Source organism: Weissella paramesenteroides (genome assembly GCF_051903945.1).
Lineage (GTDB): Bacteria > Bacillota > Bacilli > Lactobacillales > Lactobacillaceae > Weissella > Weissella paramesenteroides_A.
Map to the genome: position 1 here is coordinate 190,148 of NZ_CP192268.1, position 20,120 is coordinate 210,267.

The 20,120-nt window shown below is 36.0% G+C and carries 17 protein-coding genes; 12 read left to right on the plus strand and 5 right to left on the minus strand.

Annotated elements, in window-relative coordinates; translation table 11 throughout:
• Nucleotides 1–74: 74 nt before the first annotated feature.
• Nucleotides 75–1,028 carry an aldo/keto reductase gene (locus ACQ4QH_RS00945; RefSeq protein WP_439818934.1) on the plus strand — a complete coding sequence of 318 codons (954 nt, stop codon included), beginning with the start codon at nt 75–77 and terminating at the stop codon, nt 1,026–1,028.
• Between the two features lie 116 nt (nt 1,029–1,144).
• Here ACQ4QH_RS00945 and ACQ4QH_RS00950 read toward each other — a convergent pair whose 3' ends face one another.
• The 3 genes from ACQ4QH_RS00950 to ACQ4QH_RS00960 form a co-directional block, all read right to left on the minus strand.
• Nucleotides 1,145–2,614: a hypothetical protein gene (locus ACQ4QH_RS00950; RefSeq protein WP_439818935.1), complete on the minus strand. Its 1,470-nt coding sequence runs from the start codon at nt 2,612–2,614 to the stop codon at nt 1,145–1,147.
• 411 nt (nt 2,615–3,025) lie between these two features.
• Nucleotides 3,026–3,922, minus strand: a complete 897-nt coding sequence (locus ACQ4QH_RS00955; protein ID WP_439819491.1) for an IS3 family transposase — start codon at nt 3,920–3,922, stop codon at nt 3,026–3,028.
• The gene (locus ACQ4QH_RS00960; RefSeq protein WP_439818706.1) at nt 3,877–4,383 is read right to left on the minus strand and encodes a helix-turn-helix domain-containing protein; all 507 of its coding nucleotides are present in this window, start codon (nt 4,381–4,383) and stop codon (nt 3,877–3,879) included. The genes ACQ4QH_RS00955 and ACQ4QH_RS00960 overlap by 46 nt, the downstream gene beginning before the upstream one ends.
• 204 nt (nt 4,384–4,587) lie before the next feature.
• On the opposite strand from ACQ4QH_RS00960, the gene ACQ4QH_RS00965 reads away from it, so the two are divergent.
• The 11 genes from ACQ4QH_RS00965 to ACQ4QH_RS01015 all read left to right on the plus strand — a co-directional run bounded on the left by ACQ4QH_RS00965 (nt 4,588) and on the right by ACQ4QH_RS01015 (nt 17,648).
• The gene (locus ACQ4QH_RS00965) at nt 4,588–7,188 is read left to right on the plus strand and encodes a SpaA isopeptide-forming pilin-related protein (protein WP_439818936.1); all 2,601 of its coding nucleotides are present in this window, start codon (nt 4,588–4,590) and stop codon (nt 7,186–7,188) included.
• Between the two features lie 2 nt (nt 7,189–7,190).
• A complete protein-coding gene (locus ACQ4QH_RS00970) occupies nt 7,191–7,922 on the plus strand; it encodes a pilin N-terminal domain-containing protein (protein ID WP_439818937.1) in 732 nt (243 codons plus the stop codon).
• Nucleotides 7,912–9,438 carry a SpaH/EbpB family LPXTG-anchored major pilin gene (locus ACQ4QH_RS00975; protein ID WP_330155604.1) on the plus strand — a complete coding sequence of 509 codons (1,527 nt, stop codon included), beginning with the start codon at nt 7,912–7,914 and terminating at the stop codon, nt 9,436–9,438. Before ACQ4QH_RS00970 ends, ACQ4QH_RS00975 begins: the two co-directional genes overlap by 11 nt.
• 86 nt (nt 9,439–9,524) lie before the next feature.
• Nucleotides 9,525–10,667 carry a class C sortase gene (locus tag ACQ4QH_RS00980; RefSeq protein ID WP_439818938.1) on the plus strand — a complete coding sequence of 381 codons (1,143 nt, stop codon included), beginning with the start codon at nt 9,525–9,527 and terminating at the stop codon, nt 10,665–10,667.
• 157 nt (nt 10,668–10,824) lie between these two features.
• Nucleotides 10,825–11,499 (plus strand): class A sortase, encoded by a 675-nt coding sequence (locus ACQ4QH_RS00985; RefSeq protein WP_439818939.1) that lies wholly within the window; start codon nt 10,825–10,827, stop codon nt 11,497–11,499.
• Between the two features lie 122 nt (nt 11,500–11,621).
• Entirely contained in the window at nt 11,622–12,128 is a 507-nt protein-coding gene (locus tag ACQ4QH_RS00990) for a type 1 glutamine amidotransferase domain-containing protein (RefSeq protein WP_439818940.1), read from the plus strand.
• A 105-nt stretch (nt 12,129–12,233) separates the two neighbouring features.
• Nucleotides 12,234–12,362, plus strand: a complete 129-nt coding sequence (locus tag ACQ4QH_RS00995; RefSeq protein ID WP_002828812.1) for a hypothetical protein — start codon at nt 12,234–12,236, stop codon at nt 12,360–12,362.
• Nucleotides 12,363–12,861: 499 nt separating this feature from the next.
• A complete protein-coding gene (glpK, locus tag ACQ4QH_RS01000) occupies nt 12,862–14,373 on the plus strand; it encodes a glycerol kinase GlpK (protein ID WP_439818941.1) in 1,512 nt (503 codons plus the stop codon).
• A complete protein-coding gene (locus ACQ4QH_RS01005; protein ID WP_439818942.1) occupies nt 14,373–16,184 on the plus strand; it encodes an FAD-dependent oxidoreductase in 1,812 nt (603 codons plus the stop codon). The genes glpK and ACQ4QH_RS01005 overlap by 1 nt, the downstream gene beginning before the upstream one ends.
• Nucleotides 16,184–16,957: a triose-phosphate isomerase gene (gene tpiA / locus ACQ4QH_RS01010; RefSeq protein ID WP_439818943.1), complete on the plus strand. Its 774-nt coding sequence runs from the start codon at nt 16,184–16,186 to the stop codon at nt 16,955–16,957. Before ACQ4QH_RS01005 ends, tpiA begins: the two co-directional genes overlap by 1 nt.
• A 4-nt stretch (nt 16,958–16,961) precedes the next feature.
• Nucleotides 16,962–17,648 carry an MIP/aquaporin family protein gene (locus ACQ4QH_RS01015; protein WP_439818944.1) on the plus strand — a complete coding sequence of 229 codons (687 nt, stop codon included), beginning with the start codon at nt 16,962–16,964 and terminating at the stop codon, nt 17,646–17,648.
• A 378-nt stretch (nt 17,649–18,026) separates the two neighbouring features.
• Here ACQ4QH_RS01015 and ACQ4QH_RS01020 read toward each other — a convergent pair whose 3' ends face one another.
• Entirely contained in the window at nt 18,027–18,467 is a 441-nt protein-coding gene (locus tag ACQ4QH_RS01020; RefSeq protein ID WP_439818945.1) for a GNAT family N-acetyltransferase, read from the minus strand.
• Nucleotides 18,468–19,041: 574 nt separating this feature from the next.
• Complete coding sequence (locus tag ACQ4QH_RS01025; RefSeq protein ID WP_439818946.1) at nt 19,042–19,326, minus strand: CPBP family intramembrane glutamic endopeptidase; 285 nt, start codon at nt 19,324–19,326, stop codon at nt 19,042–19,044.
• Between the last annotated feature and the right edge of the window lie 794 nt (nt 19,327–20,120).

A 20,120-nucleotide genomic window follows, 5' to 3' on the forward strand; every position in this document is an offset into this window, starting at 1 on the left:
TATTCATAATGTCAACACTGTTTCTCAGTAGAAAAAAGTGTAAAATGTACCCTGGAAAGGGAGGAATGCAAAATATGTCACAAATTAATTTAGGTGGTTCTGGTTTGATGGTACCAACGGTTGCGTTGGGTGCCATGCGCATGGGGGATAAAACAGATGCGCAAGCACAAGAAGTCGTGGAGACAGTACTATCAAAAGGTGTTAATTTTTTTGATACAGCTGATATTTATGGTAATGGTCAATCAACTTCAAAGTTGGCGGATGCACTAAAAGCAGCTGGCGTTCAACGTGAAGATATCATTCTACAATCAAAGGGTGGTATTTTATCGGATAAAGGACCAGTTGCCGAAGATGGTATTTTGGGACCACGGTACGAATTTTCTAAGGAGCATCTGATTGCCTCAGTTGATGCAGAATTATCACGCTTAAAGACAGATTATTTGGATGTTTTTTTATTACATCGACCAGATGTCTTAATGCAACCTGAAGAAATTGCGGGGGCGTTTGACGCATTATCAGCAGCAGGTAAAGTGAAGCACTTTGGTGTTTCAAACATGAATCCTTGGCAAATTGAATTGTTACAATCAGTTTTGGATCAAAAATTGGTTGCTAATCAACTGCAATTTGGTGTGATGCATACGGGGATGGTTGATGCAGGTTTGCACGTTAACATGGCAGACAGTCGTTCAATCGATCATGATGGTGGTATCTTACCATATTCACAATTAAAGAATATGACAATTCAAGCATGGTCACCATTCCAATATGGGATGTTTGAAGGTCACTTTATTGACAATGATAAGTTCCCAGAGTTGAATGAGAAGTTACAAGAAATTGCCGACAAGCACCATTCAACGAAGAATGGGATTGCAGTCGCATTCATTCTGACACATCCAGCAAATATGCAGGTCATCCTTGGTTCAATGACGCCAAGTCGTTTGACTGAGATGATTGATGGCCGTGATGTGCAGTTATCACATCAGGAATGGTACGACATTTATTTTGCGGCAGGTAATGATTTACCATAACAATACGAATTATGAAAAATGGTTGACTGCTAATAAAAGCAGCCAACCATTTTTATTGATGTGTTACCTAGTCGTGGTTTGTTAAGTAAATTGGTTATTAAAATTATTCACTATAATCAATTGCTTGTATTCAGCTTATTAAAACGGCTCTTTTGTAAATCCATAATGTAGGCTTTTAACTGTTGCCAATCACATTTTTTAGGCATTGCAGGCCAAATGATTTGTTGTTTAGTGTACGACGGATTAAAAGTATCGGTTAAATAGATATCCGTCAGTTTGCTAAGGTGCTGATCGATTTTAATATTTAAACCAGTAATACTTTGAAGTCCGCTAGTAATATAATCATTGAATAAATTGCCTTCAGAAAAATCAACGACAATATGAATTGGCAAAATTAGATTGTAAATTGATAATTTAGGTAAAATAATCAGGGCGTAATCTTTTTGTATTTGAGCAATTTCTTGTTTATTGAAAGGAGTAGAATTAACGCTACCAATTAAGGTAGTAAATTCATCGATCAAGTTCTCAACGGCACCATTCCGCAATAAATTGGCATAATACCAGTGTTGTTCCGTGAAAAATAAATTAGTTTTAAAGAAAGGGCTTAGTATTCTGGCATTCGCTTTTAATAATTTATTCTGACAATCTATTATGTCAGTATCAACCAGTGATGTGCCAGCTAAATCTTTAATAATGTCTATTTGTTGATTTGTTACAGATTGAATTTCACCAAAATTCTTTAAAAATCCTAACTGCGATACAGGTAAATTATTGGTGCTAATAAGAAAAGTTAGCGCATAGCGAGTAACTAATAAAGCATTTTTTTCAAGCATGTACCAGTCTTTAGATAAGTGTTTCATGAACAATAACACTTGTTCCTGCGAAAGTACTTCTACTAAATATTTATTGTCGTTTTCGGGGATATGATGTTGATTTTTCGATCGTAAGATACCGATAGTGACAAAATAATTAATTTGCTTTCGTTGGCTTTCAGTTGGTGTAATTTTCCAGATTAATGTGCAGTAAGCAATGGAATTTTTCATTTTAATAAATTTTTTATTGTCTTTTATGCATTTTGGAAAATAGTCAAAATATGAAAAATAAACTAGCACTTGATAAATATAGTATCGTGCAAAAACCTCACTCTTTCTCATGCATTCAATTTTACTTGAACCAATATCCTGTGAAAGTCCTTTTTTTAAACGAAAGTAAGTGGATGGACTAATCCCGACATTGCGCTGAAACTCTGTGTCAGACTCACTGTAAATGTTTAAGGTCGTGTGCAAAAATATGCGGAAACGCAGCGATTTATGAGCCTCAAAATCAATGATTTTATTTAATAAGGAGTTGTTGATATTAAAGGCAGATAAAATATCATTCTCAAATGTTAGTTTGAAGGTTGGAAAATCTTTTGAAAGGCTAATAGCATCATGAATAGTTATTTTCACTCGATATTGACTAACTTGTAGAGCTTCCTGGATTTCAAAAAATGTATGAACTGTCTTTTTTTGTGATGCTAGAAACTCAAACAGTTGAATAGTGAGGTAACGGTCTTTATCGATAAATGGAATAAATTCTTTTAGCATTTTAAATACCTCACATTAATTACATGGTTGATTGTTTAAGTTATGCTTAAGCAAATATATATCGATAATCATAGTTCGAAATTTATGTTAAATTTCTTAAAAAAAGAAGGCGAATTATCAAATTTTTGTGAATTTTTGAAAAATATGATAATTTTTTGACAAAGAAATTATGATTTGTTTTTGACAGTATTGACTCTAAAGTGAATTAACCTGTGTATCCTATATCCATAAATTTCAGCCACTCGATTGTAGAAATTTTTATTTCCTAATCAATAATTTCGAAACAAAATAGTAGTAAATGCTCATTCATAATTATAGGCGCACTATAATTTCAACTAAGATTGATAGTATAAATAAAAGCCATCCGTTTTGAGGCGTACCCAAAAAGTTAAAGTAAAATATTTTAGCTGATTAAGCGGCCATTTGTCGGTATTCTACCGGTGAGTGGCCGTTTAATTTTACTTGAATTCGTGTGTTGTTGTAATACAGTATCCAATTGTTAATTGCGTCAATCAACTCTTTTGCCGATGAATAATTGTTCAATGGGCCAATTTCGACCTTCAATTTATTAAAGAAACTTTCCATAACCGCATTGTCTAGAGCGGTCGCGCGACGCGACATGCTTTGGATGATGCGGTTTTTCTTCAGCGTCTTACGCCATGATCTGTGCCGATATTGCCAACCTTGATCAGTGTGAATGGTTGTTCGATAAGAAAGTTCTGGCATTCGCTCTACGAGCTGATTAAGCGGTTGTAGGGTAAATTCGAGATTCGGACGGGTGCTAATTGAATGTGTAAGAATCTCGTTGTTGTACATATCTAGGATTGGTTCTAAATATACTTTTTCTCCAGTGGCCGGAACTTTAAACTCCGTGACGTCACTAGATAGTTTTTGTAATGGTCGATCAGTCTTGAAACGACGGTGAATCTTGTTCTTCACTCGTTTCCCTTCAGGACCCTTAGATGAATCATACTTACGCGATTGCTTGTTATACCCAACGCCTTTTAACCCCATCTCATGCATGTGTCGTTGGATCTTCTTGTGATTTACCTTTGCGAACTCAGGTTGCTTTCGCAACTCTAAATAAACTCGACGCACACCATAGTGATTATCCGCTTCCCAAATCGTCCTGATAGCCACGCGAAGTGGCTCATCGGGGTCTTCCTTTTTAAACTTTCGTTTCCAGTAGTGTACTGTACTTTCTGCAATCGGAAGAACCTTTAGAATATCTACTAGTTTAAATTGCGCCTCGAGTCGGCAAGCTACTTCTGAGATTTGTCGGTTCGTTGCTGAATCGAGGCTAATAATTTTAACGCTTCATTTTCAATCTTCAATCGAAGAACTTCGTCTTCGAGTTGAGCGAGTTGATTTTCTTGATCCGTCAACGGTTTATCTGACTTAGGCTTCTTGTTAGGCATTTTAGGTTTTCGTCCTTTTTGTATAGACAATAACCCATTTGGCCCAAGTTTGGAATATATCTCTTTCCACTTTACTATTTGAGCGGTGCCTACATAGCCAAATTTAGCTGCAACTTCAGTATTCGAAGCGTTATTTCTGATTGCCCACGAAGCTAATTCAACTCGAAATTTTCCAGTTGGTTTTGGAGGATTAAATAACACGTCAGATCCGTGTGTTTTATACGCCTCTAACAGCATCTTGAAACTCGTATAGTGTATGCCATAACGTTTAGCAACTTCTTGTTTACTTTTGTTCCCTGAAAAATATTCCAGGATTGCCTCAAGTTTTGTTTGTTTTGATATCTTAGTCATAAAGAAAAACCCCGAAAGTTACTTTAACTTTCGGGGTACGCCTCATTTGACGGGTGGTTTTTATTTATGATTAAATGTCACATTTTTATACATAACAAAAAATATTGATATTTTTTTGAATAAATTAAAAATTTCACCTTACACAATTAGTCTATTGTATTAAATGTAACTTAAAGTAGAAAAAAGCAGGAGGGGAGAAGGTATGTGTTAACAAAAAAATGGCATTGGGTAATGGCACTTCTTATGGGAATATTTGCTATGGTATTCATGATCAATCATGTATATGCAGCGGATAACTCGTTATTAAATTACACAAATGATAGTAACGGCATTTATCCAACAGCAAGTTGGCAACCAACGGGACAAACGACGGTTATTAACCACCAAGGTGGCTTTGGTACACAAGTTGATGGTAATAAGTCGTGGAGTGGTGATCCGTCAGATACCAAAAATTCTTATTTAAAATTTGGCGCTGATCAAAATAAACCAGATTATGCAATTCGTAAATATGCTAAGGAAACCAGCACACAAGGTTTATATGATGTTTATTTGAATGTTAAGGGTTCTGCACAACAGGATATAAAACCAGTTGATATTGTTTTGGTTGTTGATATGTCTGGTTCGATGGAACAAGGAACTGGTCGAGCAGAAGCCGTTCGACAAGGTGTAAAAAATTTCATGTCGTCAATTAGCCAAGCTGGCGTGGGAAAGTACGTCAACGTTGGTTTAGTTGGCTATTCGAGTCCTGGCCGCGGATATCGAAATGAAGAAGTTGGTATGGCATCGCTTTCAGATGCTCATCAAAATCAAATAAATAATGCCCTGTCAGGTGCATTTAATGGTGGGACATATACACAGGACGGTATTCAACGCGGGGCCAACATGTTATCTAGTGATAATAGTGGCAACAGGAAAATGATGATTTTGCTGACTGATGGTGTGCCAACATTTTCTAATAAGGTCACATCAGCAACAACGATTGATGGCACTATATATGCAACTGGTTTTTCTACCGCAATGGATCAACCAGGAAATACTTCTAAGTTACAACGTAGTTATACTGTAGGTTCTGGTCAAAATAGGTTAACAATCAGTGATACTTTTCCAGCGACATTGGGGCAAGCAAAAATTGCCAAAGATAATGGGGCTGAAATTCATACATTAGGTATTCAATTATCCAATGATGGCAACTATCTTACAGCTGCTGAAGTTCGAAACCGTATTAGTAAAACTGCATCACCAGGCATGTATCAAGATGCCAATTCTGCAGATGATATCGTTACTTATTTAAAATCACAATCAGATAATATTATCAATAATTTTAATAATGTTGCTAATGGATCAATTGCGGATCCTCTGGGAAAACAATTCATATATGCTAATCCAAGTTCGGTTGATGTAACCAGTGTTGGTTCTAAATCAATTGATAATGATCATTTGCCTAAGGCTGTTATCTCAGGTAATCAATTGAATGTCTCAAATATCACTTTAGGTGATGATCAAGAAATTCAAGTACATTATCAAGTGCATATTAATACCGAAACGAATGATTTTAAACCGGATTATTGGTATCAAATGAATGGTAATACGACCTTTAAGCCCAAGGGTGATGAGGATACGACTGTTCAATTTGGAATTCCTTCAGCGAAGGCACCAAGTACAACATTAAATGTTAAAAAAGAATGGCATATATTAGGTGATGAAAAAGTACCTGATAGTATTACTTACACTGTTAGTCGTGATTCAGTAACTGATGCTAATAATTGGACGACTGCCACTGGCACGTTAACAAAGGCGGGCAATTGGCAACAAGAAAAAATTGATCATCTATCGGTCAATAATCAACAAGTTGCTCTACCAAAGTTTAACAATGCAGGTCAAAATTTCAACTATCAAGTAAAGTCAGAAGTAGATGTACCTGGTTTCGTATCAACTATCGATGGTCAAGATAATACGTATACGATTACCAATACTAATTTAGGTGTAACAGTTAAAAAATTTGCTGCAAATAGTCAAAATTCATTATCGGGGGCTAATTTTAAATTGACACGGTACACCGATAAATGGGCAGCAGTCGATACAAGTTTTACGCCAGTTGATTTTAATGGTATTGATACATTGAAATCAATTAAACCTGGTTACTATGAAGTTATTGAGGACAAGGCACCACAAGGTTATGACCTTAAAACTTCAAAAATTCGTTTCCAGATAACTGCTGATGGTAAATTTTTGAATGAAAATGATCAGGAAATAACAGCAACAACAACGCCGAATAATGATGGTTTTTATGTTTATAAAGATAAAAGTGGTGTACCAGTATTAACAATTGTGCAATATGATGCGTTGAAACTATTTGATTTATCAGTTGTGAAGGTAGATGCAAGTAGTGGTAAGCATTTAGCTAATGCTGAATTTCGTTTAACTGGTGATAATAACGTGAATGTTACTGGTAAGTCAGATGATGATGGTCACTTGACCTTCACCGATTTGCAGCCGGGCCAGTATGTTCTAGAAGAGACTAAGGCGCCGAGCGGATACCATATTATGGCTAAAAAGTTGAATATAACGATTGATAGTCAAGGAAAGGTATCATTCTCTGATAGTACTGTCGCAAATGAAGTAACGCTTTCACAAGATGACAAGCACAATCAAATTACTGTAACGATTAAAAATAGTGAGAATGGTGTATTACCTAAGACTGGCGGTACAGGCATTTGGCCATATATTCTAACTGGCATGATTGTTTTGCTTAGTTCATTAGCATTCGGTTACTATGGCTATCGTCATGTTGATGGGGAGGTGTAAATATGAAATTACGATTCTTATTTACATCATTCTTGTTAGTTATTGTTGGATTATTCGTAGAATCGTCGCCAACCGTTAATGCACAAGAAATTGTGCCAACTACCACTCAGCTGGTCATTCACAATGGGCAGTTGTTGGATATGGACGGTAGGACTGATGGTAAAGATACAACGTTCCAAGTTTATGATTTATCAAATCAATATCAAATTTCATCTGATCCAACTAGCTTGAAGCAACATTTAGCAGGTAAAGATGCCATGCAGATACAGTCTTATATTGGGGCAAATCATTTGTCATTGATAACAACTGTAAAAACAAATAATAATGGTCAAGCACCAAATGTTGTGCTGAATCAGGATGTCATAGCTGTTTTAATTGTGCAAACAGGTGATAGTTATAATCAGAATGGGGACAAGGTATTTGCGCAACCGACAGTTATTAATTTACCCGTTAAAGATGATACGGGTCATCAACAAGGGGTGGTCAATATCTTTATTAAAGCGACTGTTTTACCAGGTGATGTGTCACCGATTGTACCATCTCATCCTGAACAACCAGCAACTGTTACGCCATCTAAGAGTGGGTCAACAACATCAAGTAATCAACCACATAGTTGGTTACCTACAACCGGGCAAATGAAACGTCAGACGTTTTGGATTGGTATTTTTGTAATGCTAATCAGCGGTGTAATAATTATTTATCTCAGAAGGGAAAAGAAGACGAATGAAAACTAGGAGTGGGTTTTTCCATATTTTAGCAAGCATCATTTTAGTGGTACCGTTGGTATTTCAACTATTTGCTAGTGTGCAAACAGTTAACGCAGATACGACAAGTGATGCATTTAATGTGACATTACACAAACGTGTGTTTGATGAAGGGCAAGTACCTGCAGACAAGCAAAATACAGGTGATGTGATGAGTGATTTTGGTGGTACTGGATTAAACGGGGTCACATTTACCGTCTATGATGTCACTGATCATTACTTAAGTTTACGTGCTGCCGGTGATACAGCCGAACAAGCAACGACAGCTGTCCAAAAGGATGCTGTTGATGCTGCACCAGCTTACGCTAACAAAGTAGCAGATCAACTAACGACAACGACAAATCAGGAAGATGGTGTTGCAACATTTAGTAATTTGCCAATGAAAGATAGCAAGGGAAACTATAAGACATATTTATTTGTCGAAACAGATTCTCCTTCAAATATCACACAAAAGGCTGCACCCATTGTTTTGACTTTGCCAATTTTTAAGTCAGGATCAAATACGGAAATTAATAATGACGTACAAATTTATCCTAAGGATGAGCAGACAGAAGCAATCACAAAGGATTTAAATGATGATTCAAAGAAATCATTAGAAGTTACTTTACCTAATGGTGATAAGGTTTACAACGCGGAATATGGACAGACATTTGGGTACAACATTACTGTGGCTGTTCCTTGGAACATCAAAGATAAAGCAACTTTTGAAGTAGTGGATACACCTAACAAAGGTATCAAAGCTGATGTCAATAGTGTTGCCGTTACTGGGTTAACAAAAGGTACTGACTATACAGTTACTGCTAATGGTGATGGGTTTAAGGTAACGTTTGATACATCAAAGGCAGCTGTTCAAGCAGCAGCTGGCAAGAAGTTAGTTGTTAATTATGATGTGACATTGACTAATGATGCTGTGCCAGATGTTGCTATTGGGAACAAGGCAGAATTGACCATTGGTAATGGTAGTGATGTCACAACCACACCTGCAGAGGGTCCTAAGATTTATACTGGTGGTGCTAAATTTATTAAGCAAGATAAGGACAGCCACAAGACGTTGGCCAATGCTGAATTCCAATTAGTTAAGGTTGATAATTCAGGAAAGGTTGTTTCTTATGCAAATCAAGCTGCCGATGGCAAGTATACTTGGTCAGGTACGGATACTAATGCAACAACTTACACTTCAAATGCAACTGGTTTAGTTGAAGTAAAGGGTCTTCCTTATTCAAGTAAGTTAGAAGAAGGTCAAAGTTATGCTTTGATTGAAACAAAGGCACCTGAAGGTTATGCAAAGTTAACTGCTCCAGTTAAGTTTGTTGTAACACAAGGTTCTTATGCTGATGCACAAAAGGTTGAAATTGATAATATTACTAAGGGATTGTTACCTTCAACTGGTGGTAATGGTATTTATATTTACATTGCTGCAGGACTTGTTGTTGTTGTACTAGCAGCAATTGGTTACCGTATTGCAAAGCGTCGTGAAGAAGTCTAATTTTTGATTTCATAAATGAGGAGTTGACTTTAAACAAAGTCAGCCCCTTTTTTAATACATATCAATTTAATAAAGGAAATAAGATTATGCGTAGAAAAAGACCACGTCATTTTAATAAGTTATTACAAATATTGATGGTTATTATGGTGTTTATTGGACTGGGCATTGCGCTCTATCCATTTTATGTGAATGCTGCAAATAGTTTTATTGATGATTTTCGTCTTGCTCATTTAACGGGTATTAACAATCAGACTGCTGATAAGATGCGTAAGGAGAATGCGAGATTAGCTGGAGTGGGTATGACAGCTGGAAAAGATCCATTTTCAGGTAGTTCTAAAACTGAGCGAATTAACATTGATAAGCATTTAATTGGGAGTGTTTCAATTCCAAAAATTAAAGTAAATGTACCACTTTTTGATAAAACAACCCCACTGTTGTTAAATTATGGCGCAACTGTTGTTCAAGGGACTTCATATCCTGTAGGCGGTAAAAATACGCATACTGTCATTTCAGCACACCGTGGTTTAGCAAGCCGTAAATTATTTACTGATTTAAATCATGTCAAAAAAGGAAACGTTTTTGTACTGACAGTTAATCATAAAAAGATGGCATATAAGGTGTATAAAATTCAGGTTGTTAAACCAACAAATACGGCTGTCCTTAAAATCACAGCAAATCAGGATTTAGCAACGTTATTAACTTGTACACCATATATGATCAATACCGATCGCTTATTGGTCACAGGACATCGAGTGCCATACACGAAAGGAATTGCTAAACAAATTAAGCGAGCTAATCAACAAAATATAATTAATCAATTATTGATTTTAGTAGCAATTGCTGTATTGGCAATATCATTGTTAATCCTACTAGCGAGATTGATTCATAGGTATCTATTAAAGGGCTATTCTTACGATTTTATCTTTAAAGTAGTTGACCAAAGTAATCAACCAGTATCTGGTGTGCAATACCAGCTATATAACCAGAATGGAAGAAAGAAAATTTTTAGACACCAAGAACCATATATTGTTATGACAGATAAAGAAGGGTTAGCACAATTCAATGACTTACCAGGAGGTTTGTATTGTATGAAAACAATGGATCCGATACAGAATATGTCAATTTTATTTGGTACAAAGAAAATCAAACAACTGTATATGAAGAGTTATCCATCAAGGAAGACAACGATAATGAATGAGGATAATGGTCAGTGGTCAGTAAAAATTTAATATGAAAAAAGCAAAAATATTATTGCAGATCCTTTTATCTATTATCATTTTATGTAGCATTAGTTACATTTGCTACCAACAAAATTGGTTTGATGTTCATAATAAAATCGTGCAAGAAATACGTTCACATAGGATCGTAGTTGATGATAACAAGAAGATGAGTTTGGTTGATCGTAATAGAATTAGACAACGCCTAATGCGTGAAACGCAAACTGGTCTAAAAAAGCAAGGATTTGTTAGTATACCTGTTGTGGGTATTCTTGAGCCTATTTTTAATGATGCTTATTCAGAAAAAGGTCTGCAAGCAGGTGCAAATTATGCAAATCGTAGCTCGGTAGATCCAACTGGTAAGCAAGTACCAGTAATGGGGCAAGGTAATTATGGACTGGCTAGTCATAATTTTGATGATGGTTTAACGGGGTTTAGTGGTTTGCAGCAAAATTATCAAAAGGATTCACCTTACCTTGTGAATGGGCAGAGACAAAAAAGTAATTGGTTGAATAATCAAGCCATTTACCTAGCTAATAGTGACGGTATTTTTGAATATCGTATTAAACAACAACGGCTGGTTAAGGCTGATGACGTGAGTGTGCTTGATCCCAGTCAAAATGCACAGGTAACAATTATTACTTGTTTATTTCCAAGTACAGCATATCGTATTACAACAATTGGGCAGTTGAAGAAAAGCTATACGTGGGCCAAAGCACCTGGTCCTATTATTAACTATTTTGATTTAACGAAACAAAAAACGAATGCTCACGTCGATTGGTATAACCCAGGTGTAGAAGAGGGAGTTAACGGTGATGCTGGTGGTACAAAGACTGTAAAATAATGAAACTATGTACACCTTCAACTAATTTTTTCAACACTTACAACTTAACAACAACAAAGTAAATATGTTATGGTGTGGATATGGTAGATGATAGGTCTACTAACCACGGGAGGTTATTAACAATGAAAAAGAAAGTTGCAGTTCTTGTTACTGATTTTGTAGAAGATGTTGAGTATACTGATCCGGTTAAAGCAATTGAAGATGCTGGTCATGAGGTGACCACAATTGGTTTTGAAAAAGGAACCGTCACAGGAAAACATGGGACAAAGATTACCATTGACCAGGCGATTTCTGAAGTAAAGCCAGAGGACTTTGATGCATTATTTATTCCTGGTGGCTTCTCACCTGATCAACTACGTGCTGATCAACGATTTGTTGATTTCGTTAAATATTTCTTGGCAAAGAACAAGTTAACAGCAAGTATTTGCCATGGTCCACAACTGATGATTCAAACGGGCTTGGTTCATGGACGCACGATGACATCTTATCTGACGGTCCAGCCTGATTTGTATTATGCTGGGGCACGTATTGAAGATAAGCCGGTTGTAATTGATGGTAATTTAATTACAAGTCGCGAACCTAAGGATTTGCCAGTGTTTAACGATGCAGTCGTTGCGGCGCTGGGTTAATTGCTATTAAGACGTTTTGCTTTTTATTACGAATTCGTTCTGTTAGAATGACGTCATAGCCTACAAGGATTGATTAGTTTTATTCACCAAGGAGGGGTTTATTTAATGACTGAAAAAGATAACAAACCAGAAGAAGTAGAAAAAGATTCTCAAGAAGAGGAATCAACTCCATTTAGTCCACAAAAAGAAGTTAAGGGTAGACCAGCACCGGCCGATTATAAAAAGGCTGATTAACGGTCTGATAATCAATTTTGAATAAAGTAATTTAAATTTTGTTCTGGAAGGAATCATGAAAACGATTCTTTCCAGAACTTTTTTGTTTGTCGTTTTAAATGAAAATAAAATAAGTGGGTCAAAGTTGTTAGTAATTTCAAATAATTTATTAAAAACTAGTTTGTGAAAAAAAGTTTTTTAAAATTTTATTTGTTAATGACTTTCATTATACAAAATACATAAACGATAAAAATGTAAAACAATTTCACACGTCAGTATAATGAATGTTCAATGGCATGCGTCATAACAATGATTTACTTGTTTAATTGTGAAATGTATTCAAGAATTAATTGATAAATTACTGCTTTGTGAATTTTTTAATGATTTAAATTGAATTAAAAATGAACATTGTGAAATTTATTGTTTCGTTGTACGCTGGATGAGTTGTTAGAAAACGCTTACACCATCAATGACATGAAAAGTCGTCTGTGTGGTTGAGTCATCCAATGGGGGTATTAATATGCAAAAGTATGTACTATCAATTGACGAGGGGACAACAAGCACTCGTGCCGTGATTTATGATAAGCAAGGCAAGATTATTGCATCAGCACAACGTGAAATCACAATGTTCTATCCAGAACCAGGATGGGTTGAGCAAGATGCTAATGAAATCTGGATTGCTGTTCAAGCAGTAATTGCTACAGCCCTGATTCAATCAGGGATTCATCCTAATGATATTGCGGGAGTTGGTATTACTAACCAACGAGAGACGACCATTGTCTGGGATAAGGAAACCGGATTACCAATTTACAATGCAGTGGTTTGGCAATCACGTCAAACGGCACCGATTGCTGAAAAATTGATTGCTGATGGTTACCAAGAAATGATTCAAGAGAAAACAGGATTGGTGCCAGATGCTTATTTCTCGGCAACTAAGATTCGTTTTATTTTGGACCAAGTCAGTGGTGCTCAAAGTCGAGCAGAACATGGCGAATTATTGTTTGGTACGATCGATACTTGGTTGGTATGGAAATTAACGGGTGGTAAGGTGCACATTACTGACTACACCAATGCTTCCCGTACCATGATGTTTGATATTAAAAACTTAAAATGGGATCAAGAATTATTAGACTTGTTGAATATTCCAGCGAAGATGTTGCCAGAAGTTCGCCAGTCTTCAGAAGTTTATGGGACAGCCATTCCGGTCCACTTCTTTGGTGCTGAGGTACCAATTGCGGGGATTGCAGGTGATCAACAGGCATCATTGTTTGGTCAACTGGCTCTTAATAAGGGGGATGTTAAGAATACATACGGTACCGGAGCTTTCGTTGTCATGAATACAGGTGCTGAAGCAAAGATTTCAAAGAATGGGTTATTAACAACAATTGCCTACGGTATTGACGGTAAGGTAACTTACGCGCTTGAAGGTTCAGTCTTTGTTGCTGGCTCAGCATTGCAGTGGTTACGTGATGGAATGCGAGTGATTAAGCAAAGTCCTGAAAGTGAAGATATGGCCAATGTTTCAGCTGATGAAGATGAAGTTTATGTTGTACCAGCCTTTACAGGATTTGGTGCACCTTATTGGGATTCAGAGGCTCGTGGTTCAGTCTTTGGTTTGACTCGTGGAACGACGCGTGAAGATTTTGTGAAGGCAACCTTGCAATCATTGGCTTACCAAAGTCGTGACGTTGTTGATGTTATGCGTAAGGATACTGGTCTGGATATTGCTAAGTTGCACGTTGACGGTGGTGCATCGATGAATAATTACCTCATGCAATTCCAATCAGATTTGTTACAAACAGAAGTATCACGTCCTGCCAATGTTGAAACAACTGCCATGGGATCAGCATTCTTAGCTGGTTTAGCTGTTGGTTTCTGGAAAGACATTGATGAATTAAAGACCATGACCCAACAAGCAACGGAATTTAAACCAGAAATGTCCGTAGAAGATGCTGAAGAACTGTATGAAGGATGGCAATTGGCTGTTAAAGCTACGCGGGTCTTCAAACCTAAGAAGCGAGGCACAAAATAATGCGATTTAAGAGTGAACAACGTATCGCAGCCATTCAAAAATTAAAAGATGAAGATTTTGATGTCATCATTATTGGTGCTGGTATTACAGGTGCTGGTATTGCGCTTCAAGTAGCTGCGTCAGGATTACGCACAGCAATTATTGATATGCAAGATTTTGCTGAAGGAACAAGTAGTCGTTCAACAAAACTTGTGCATGGTGGGATTCGTTACCTAAAGACATTTGATGTTGATGTGGTTGCTGATACCGTTTCAGAACGTGCCCGGGTGCAACAAGTGGCACCACATATTCCACGTCCATCACATATGTTAATGCCACTTTATGATGAACCTGAAGCAACGTTCACACCGATGGGTGCTGAAATTGCCATGGAAATTTATGATAAGTTGGCCAATGTACCTAATGATAGTCCGTATGTTCATCAGTTGTTGTCAGCTGAAGAAGCCCATGACTATTTACCAATGTTGGATAATGAAAACTTGGTTGGATTAGCAATTTACCTTGATTATCAGAATAATGATGCACGCTTAACCATTGAAAATATTAAACAAGCTGTGAGCGATGGTGCTGTCGCAGTTAGTCATTTAAAAGCTACCGCGGTTGTGGCTGATGGAACAGAAAAACGAATTAGTGTGGTAGATACTTTTACCAAAGAATTATTTGATATTAAAGGAAAAGTTGTGGTGAATGCGGCAGGTCCTTGGCATGATACGATTACAAAATTTGCGGATGAAACCACCAGTGATGCGATTCGTCCGACAAAGGGTGTTCATTTAGTTATTAATCAGGATCGTTTACCAGTGCCGAATACGGTGTACTTTGATTCTGGTTTCCATGATGGTCGAATGTTATTCGTTATTCCACGCGCTAATAAGACCTACTTTGGAACAACTGATACTGATTATACTGGGGATTATATGCATCCAAAGGTAGAAAAAGCAGATGTTGCTTACCTATTAACGGCAATCAATCGTCGGTTCCCTAATGCGCATATTACCATTGATGATGTGCAAGCAAGTTGGGCTGGTTTGCGCCCGTTGATCAGTGGTGTTGGTGATTATAACGGCAATACTGCCAAGAAGGTGGCATCGGATGAAAGTTTGCATGCCTTAGATGAAAAGCTTGATCAGTATTTTAATCATGAAGTTGAACGTCAGGTAGTAGATGAACAATTAGATCATTTGACAGGCTTTAAAAAGAGTACATCAAGTGTTTCACGTGGTTTTCAAATTAATGTAGAGAACGGTATTGTTAATGTATCAGGTGGTAAATTAACGGATTATCGGTTGATGGCAACAGAAACAATGACTGAATTAACAAAAATCTTTACTGACAAATTTGCTAAAACAGTGACACCAATTGATTCAACCAAATATCCAGTATCAGGTGGTCATTTTGATCCAAATGATGTTGCGGGTGAACTTGCGAAGTATGCGGAAGAATTAGAAAAGCATGATGTGAATGAAGTGAAGGCGATGGAGATTGCTAATTTGTATGGATCTAATACGCCTGAAATCATAGCATACATTAAATCAGGTGTTTCAGCACCTAAATTATCTGTCGCTGAAACAAGTATGCTGCATTATGCCATAGATAAAGAATTTGTCCTGCGACCAATTGATTATTTCTTGCGTCGTACGAACTACCTATTGTTTAAATCAGAAGACTTAGTGCGCATTGAAGAACCTGTAATTGATGAAATGGCTAAGATATTGGATTGGTCTGATGAGACAAAGCAAGCTATGACAGCAGAATATGTACATTTACGTGATGAAGCGCAATTAAAAGCGCTAAAAGAGGAGTTAAATTAATGACAGGGAGAGTTCCTTTAATTGTTGCAAATTGGAAGACCAACAAAAAGGTTGCTGAAGTTTATGATTTTCTACAAGAAATCCAAGGAAAACTGCCAGATCCTAAAAGAGTAAGGGTGGGGATTGCAGCACAAGATATTTATTTACATGAAATGGTTAAACAGAGTCAAGAGCTGGACATACCAGTCGCTGTGATTTCTGAAAATTTGCACTGGGCTGATGAAGGTTCATATACCGGTGAAACATCACCGGCTGCCTTGGCTGATATTGGTGTGTCAGGATCGATTGTTGGTCACTATGAGCGACGTAAAATGTTTAAGGAAACCAATGGATCAGTGGGACTAAAGGTTACCGCAGCATTACGTAACGAGTTGATACCAATTGTTGCGATTGCTGAAGATACGACACGCTACAACCCAGACGATGAGGATATGGCGCCGTTGACAGAGATTGCAGTGGGGTTAGCAGGTGTTGATAAACAAAGAGCAGAAAATATTGTGATTGCTTATGAGCCAGCTTGGGCGATTGGCGCAAGTGAGACGCCATCACTAGAAGTCATCGAACATTCTGCCAAGGTCATTCGTCAATCATTAGCCATCTTGTTTACACAAGAAGTCGCTGATAAAATTCGCATCCAATATGGTGGGTCAGCCACGCCAGAAAATTCGAAAGAAATTCTTGGTTTAGCAGATATTGATGGGTTGTTAATTGGTCGCGCATCACTAGAACCAGCTGCATTCTTGCAGATGGTCAATGATGCAATTGAGGGGTAAAAAAGTGAAAAAGAAGATTTTTGGGGAAGTTTTTGGAACAGCATTGTTAGTGTTTTTCGGACCTGCTTTAGTCGTTATGGGTGGATATAATGACTTATTAGGACCTTCAATTGGTTGGGGTGTTTCACTAGCTGTCTTGGTTTATGCTTTTGGACCATTGTCTGGCGCACACTTTAATCCAGCTGTGACATTGATGATGTTTTTAACAAAGCAAATGAAGGCAGCTGAAGCAGTTGTCTATGTTATTGCACAATTAGTCGGTGGTCTTATTGGTGGATTGTTTTTGACTTTAACTTACAAAGCTTATCTCAAAGGGGCTGGCTTAAGTTGGACAACAGAAGTAGCTAAGAATAATCTGAATGGTACGGTATTTCCTAATATATCTGCCGGTATGGCTTTTCTGGTCGAAGTAGTTTTGACCACAGTATTGTTAGTTGTTATCTTGGTATTGAACAATGAGAAGACGAAATCATATAACTTGCAAGCACCAATTGCAGTGGGGCTAACAATTGCTATTTTGGTCTTTGCTGCGGGTAACTTAACTGGCGCATCAATGAATCCAGTTCGTTCGTTATACCCAGCGTTATTTGCTGGTGGTTTGCCAATGCAAGATTTATGGGTCTACCTTACAGCGCCATTTGTCGGATCAATTGTTGGGGCGTTGATTGATCGGTTTATTATGAACGACTAGTGGATTGTGTTTTGAAGTATTAAAAAATTAGATATTTAAATATATTTTGCTTATTAAAAGCCTGTTTCTGATTTGTACTCGGAAACAGGCTTTTTAGTTAGTGTTTGATTAGAATCTATAATGGAAAATATTATCATTAATAATGTACATGATGTTGAGGTGTACATATAAAGAGCGTAGGCAGTAAAGTAATCAAAAGAATGAAAAATGAGCGCCATGAAATCGTCTTCTTTAGATGCTTTTTTTTTCTGACATAAAAGTACCCTTTAAGGATTGGATTATCAAACATGTGGCCACATAAAAAGTTCAAAATCCCTAAGATCTAAAATATAAAATGATATATACGTTCAAGGCATGATCTCAAACAAATTGTTAGTACTAATCATTTGTACCTTTCCATAAGAGTTCATATGCTACTTGTTGGGTTTCATTTTCAGTATACTTTGATTTAAATACAAAGCCATTCTGCTTATAAAATCTCACTGCTTTTTGGTTTTTTTCGTAAACCGACAAGATCAATTCATTCTTTTCTTTTTTGGCCCTATCTAATAACTCTTTACCGACGCCATTATTACGTGCTTTTTTCTTTACAAAAATACCTGCAATATAACTTTTATCTAGGCCTAAAAAACCAATTATTTCACTTTTTTGATAGGAAACATAAATGTCGGCTTTAGGTAAGGTATTTTTAACGAAATCATAGTTATTCAACCAGTAATTTCTGGAAATAAAATTATGAGCTTCAATATTACTATTCAACCAAATATCTAGTATTTGATCCAATTGTTGCTTATTTATCTTGGTTAATTTTTTAATCAATTTAATACTATTCCTCTCAATTAAGGTTAAACAGTTTAAATCATTATAATTTAAAAAATAACTTTCTTAAATATTTAAAAAAGATTGCTTCCATTTTTTTGATAAAACAATAAAAAAGCTAATGATAATTTATTCGATGGATTGTATTAATGCGTAACAAAAACGTTGTCTATTATGTAACAGACAACGTGTAGGGCTGAGTAATAAATTATGACTTTATATTGTTAGTATTATTTTTTTGGTGCTTTTAAAGGATACTAATCCAGAAACAATTGCAATTCCACCGAACAGAATGCTAATGAAATTAAGCCAAAAGTCTATAGAATTTGGTGAAAAGTTAAAAGAAACAATTGCAGGAATTACTAACCTAGCCCAATTAATAAAGAGAAAGTGCCACTAAATATCTTGTAACTTTTTTTCTTTTTTTCATAATAGAACCTCAATTAATGAATGCAGCGTAAGTATGTTTTATATTACATAAGAAACGTACTCGTGTAAGAAATTAAATTATTAATAATATGTATTACTATTGTTAATGATAATATTCCGGTTTTTTTATAAGTAAATGATAGAATTATTCCAAAAAAACGTAATATAATAATTCAATAAAATTACCAGAAGCATGAAGCAAACCAAAGAATAAGCCACTAGTTATAATAGGCGCCCAGAAGGTATTTCGTTCGAAGAGCATATTAATAAATAGACCTCGACAGATTAATTCTTCTATTATGGGACCAATAATAATAAATAGTAATGCGCCCATAACAATAGTTTTATTATTAATTAAGCTTATTATTATGTTTTGATTTTTTGTAGTGGGAAAAATGCAATCAAATAAGGTGTTATAAAGTAACATCATGGCAAATGAATATGTTATTAATTTCCAATTACAATCTTTTTTAAAGAATTGTTTTTTGTATAGATTTTTATTAAAAATATTATAAGCAGTCCACCAAATATCAATATATACATGCTTCCCAATATTATAAATATTAAAGATTTGCTTTCTATATAATTATTTAAAGTAATTGGTAATTGAATAAATGAATACCATATAAGGGAAAATATAAGTGTAAATATTGCTATAGGGAGTTGGTCTATTTTTAAAAATTTTGATAAATACACGACATTTCCTCTCAAGTAGCGAGGCAAGCTATTATATGATTAATAGCTTGCCTCTTATACAAACATTTTATTAATTATAGTTCATATGTTGTTAGTGCTTATAATATCTGCTGACTTTCTTTTTTCTCACCAGTAATTGTTTTCAACATTTAATTGTTAATAGCAGAAAAAATGGCATTCATATTTTTTAATCCATCAGAATTTTGTATGTATGTCATAAAAAATCGTCTCTATAGTCCAGTTGAATCATAATCATTTTAGGGTAATTATAATTTTTTGCAGTATCAGAACCAAGGTGAATCAACAGCCCTTTGAAGATTTAGGGGACCATACTTTGGTTCTATCTGAGCTTGTGTAGTATCTAATCCGGTAATTTTCCGAAATTCATTTTCGAAAGTAATTGAATCGGCCAATTTATCTTCGGTAGGGTTGATTGTTACCAAATAATGACAACTATCGGTGTTAGACCAAATTCCCATGAACTGTACTTTATCTAAATTAAGCACTTCTTCTGACGAAAGAGTTATT

What these genes read in the sequence shown, in the direction of transcription:
- ACQ4QH_RS00945 (WP_439818934.1), top strand. Translation starts at nt 75, where the DNA reads ATGTCACAAATTAATTTAGGTGGTTCTGGTTTGATGGTACCAACGGTT.
- ACQ4QH_RS00950 (WP_439818935.1), bottom strand. Translation starts at nt 2,614, where the DNA reads ATGCTAAAAGAATTTATTCCATTTATCGATAAAGACCGTTACCTCACT.
- ACQ4QH_RS00960 (WP_439818706.1), bottom strand. Translation starts at nt 4,383, where the DNA reads ATGACTAAGATATCAAAACAAACAAAACTTGAGGCAATCCTGGAATAT.
- ACQ4QH_RS00970 (WP_439818937.1), top strand. Translation starts at nt 7,191, where the DNA reads ATGAAATTACGATTCTTATTTACATCATTCTTGTTAGTTATTGTTGGA.
- ACQ4QH_RS00975 (WP_330155604.1), top strand. Translation starts at nt 7,912, where the DNA reads ATGAAAACTAGGAGTGGGTTTTTCCATATTTTAGCAAGCATCATTTTA.
- ACQ4QH_RS00980 (WP_439818938.1), top strand. Translation starts at nt 9,525, where the DNA reads ATGCGTAGAAAAAGACCACGTCATTTTAATAAGTTATTACAAATATTG.
- ACQ4QH_RS00985 (WP_439818939.1), top strand. Translation starts at nt 10,825, where the DNA reads ATGAGTTTGGTTGATCGTAATAGAATTAGACAACGCCTAATGCGTGAA.
- ACQ4QH_RS00990 (WP_439818940.1), top strand. Translation starts at nt 11,622, where the DNA reads ATGAAAAAGAAAGTTGCAGTTCTTGTTACTGATTTTGTAGAAGATGTT.
- ACQ4QH_RS00995 (WP_002828812.1), top strand. Translation starts at nt 12,234, where the DNA reads ATGACTGAAAAAGATAACAAACCAGAAGAAGTAGAAAAAGATTCTCAA.
- glpK (WP_439818941.1), top strand. Translation starts at nt 12,862, where the DNA reads ATGCAAAAGTATGTACTATCAATTGACGAGGGGACAACAAGCACTCGT.
- ACQ4QH_RS01005 (WP_439818942.1), top strand. Translation starts at nt 14,373, where the DNA reads ATGCGATTTAAGAGTGAACAACGTATCGCAGCCATTCAAAAATTAAAA.
- tpiA (WP_439818943.1), top strand. Translation starts at nt 16,184, where the DNA reads ATGACAGGGAGAGTTCCTTTAATTGTTGCAAATTGGAAGACCAACAAA.
- ACQ4QH_RS01025 (WP_439818946.1), bottom strand. Translation starts at nt 19,326, where the DNA reads ATGATGTTACTTTATAACACCTTATTTGATTGCATTTTTCCCACTACA.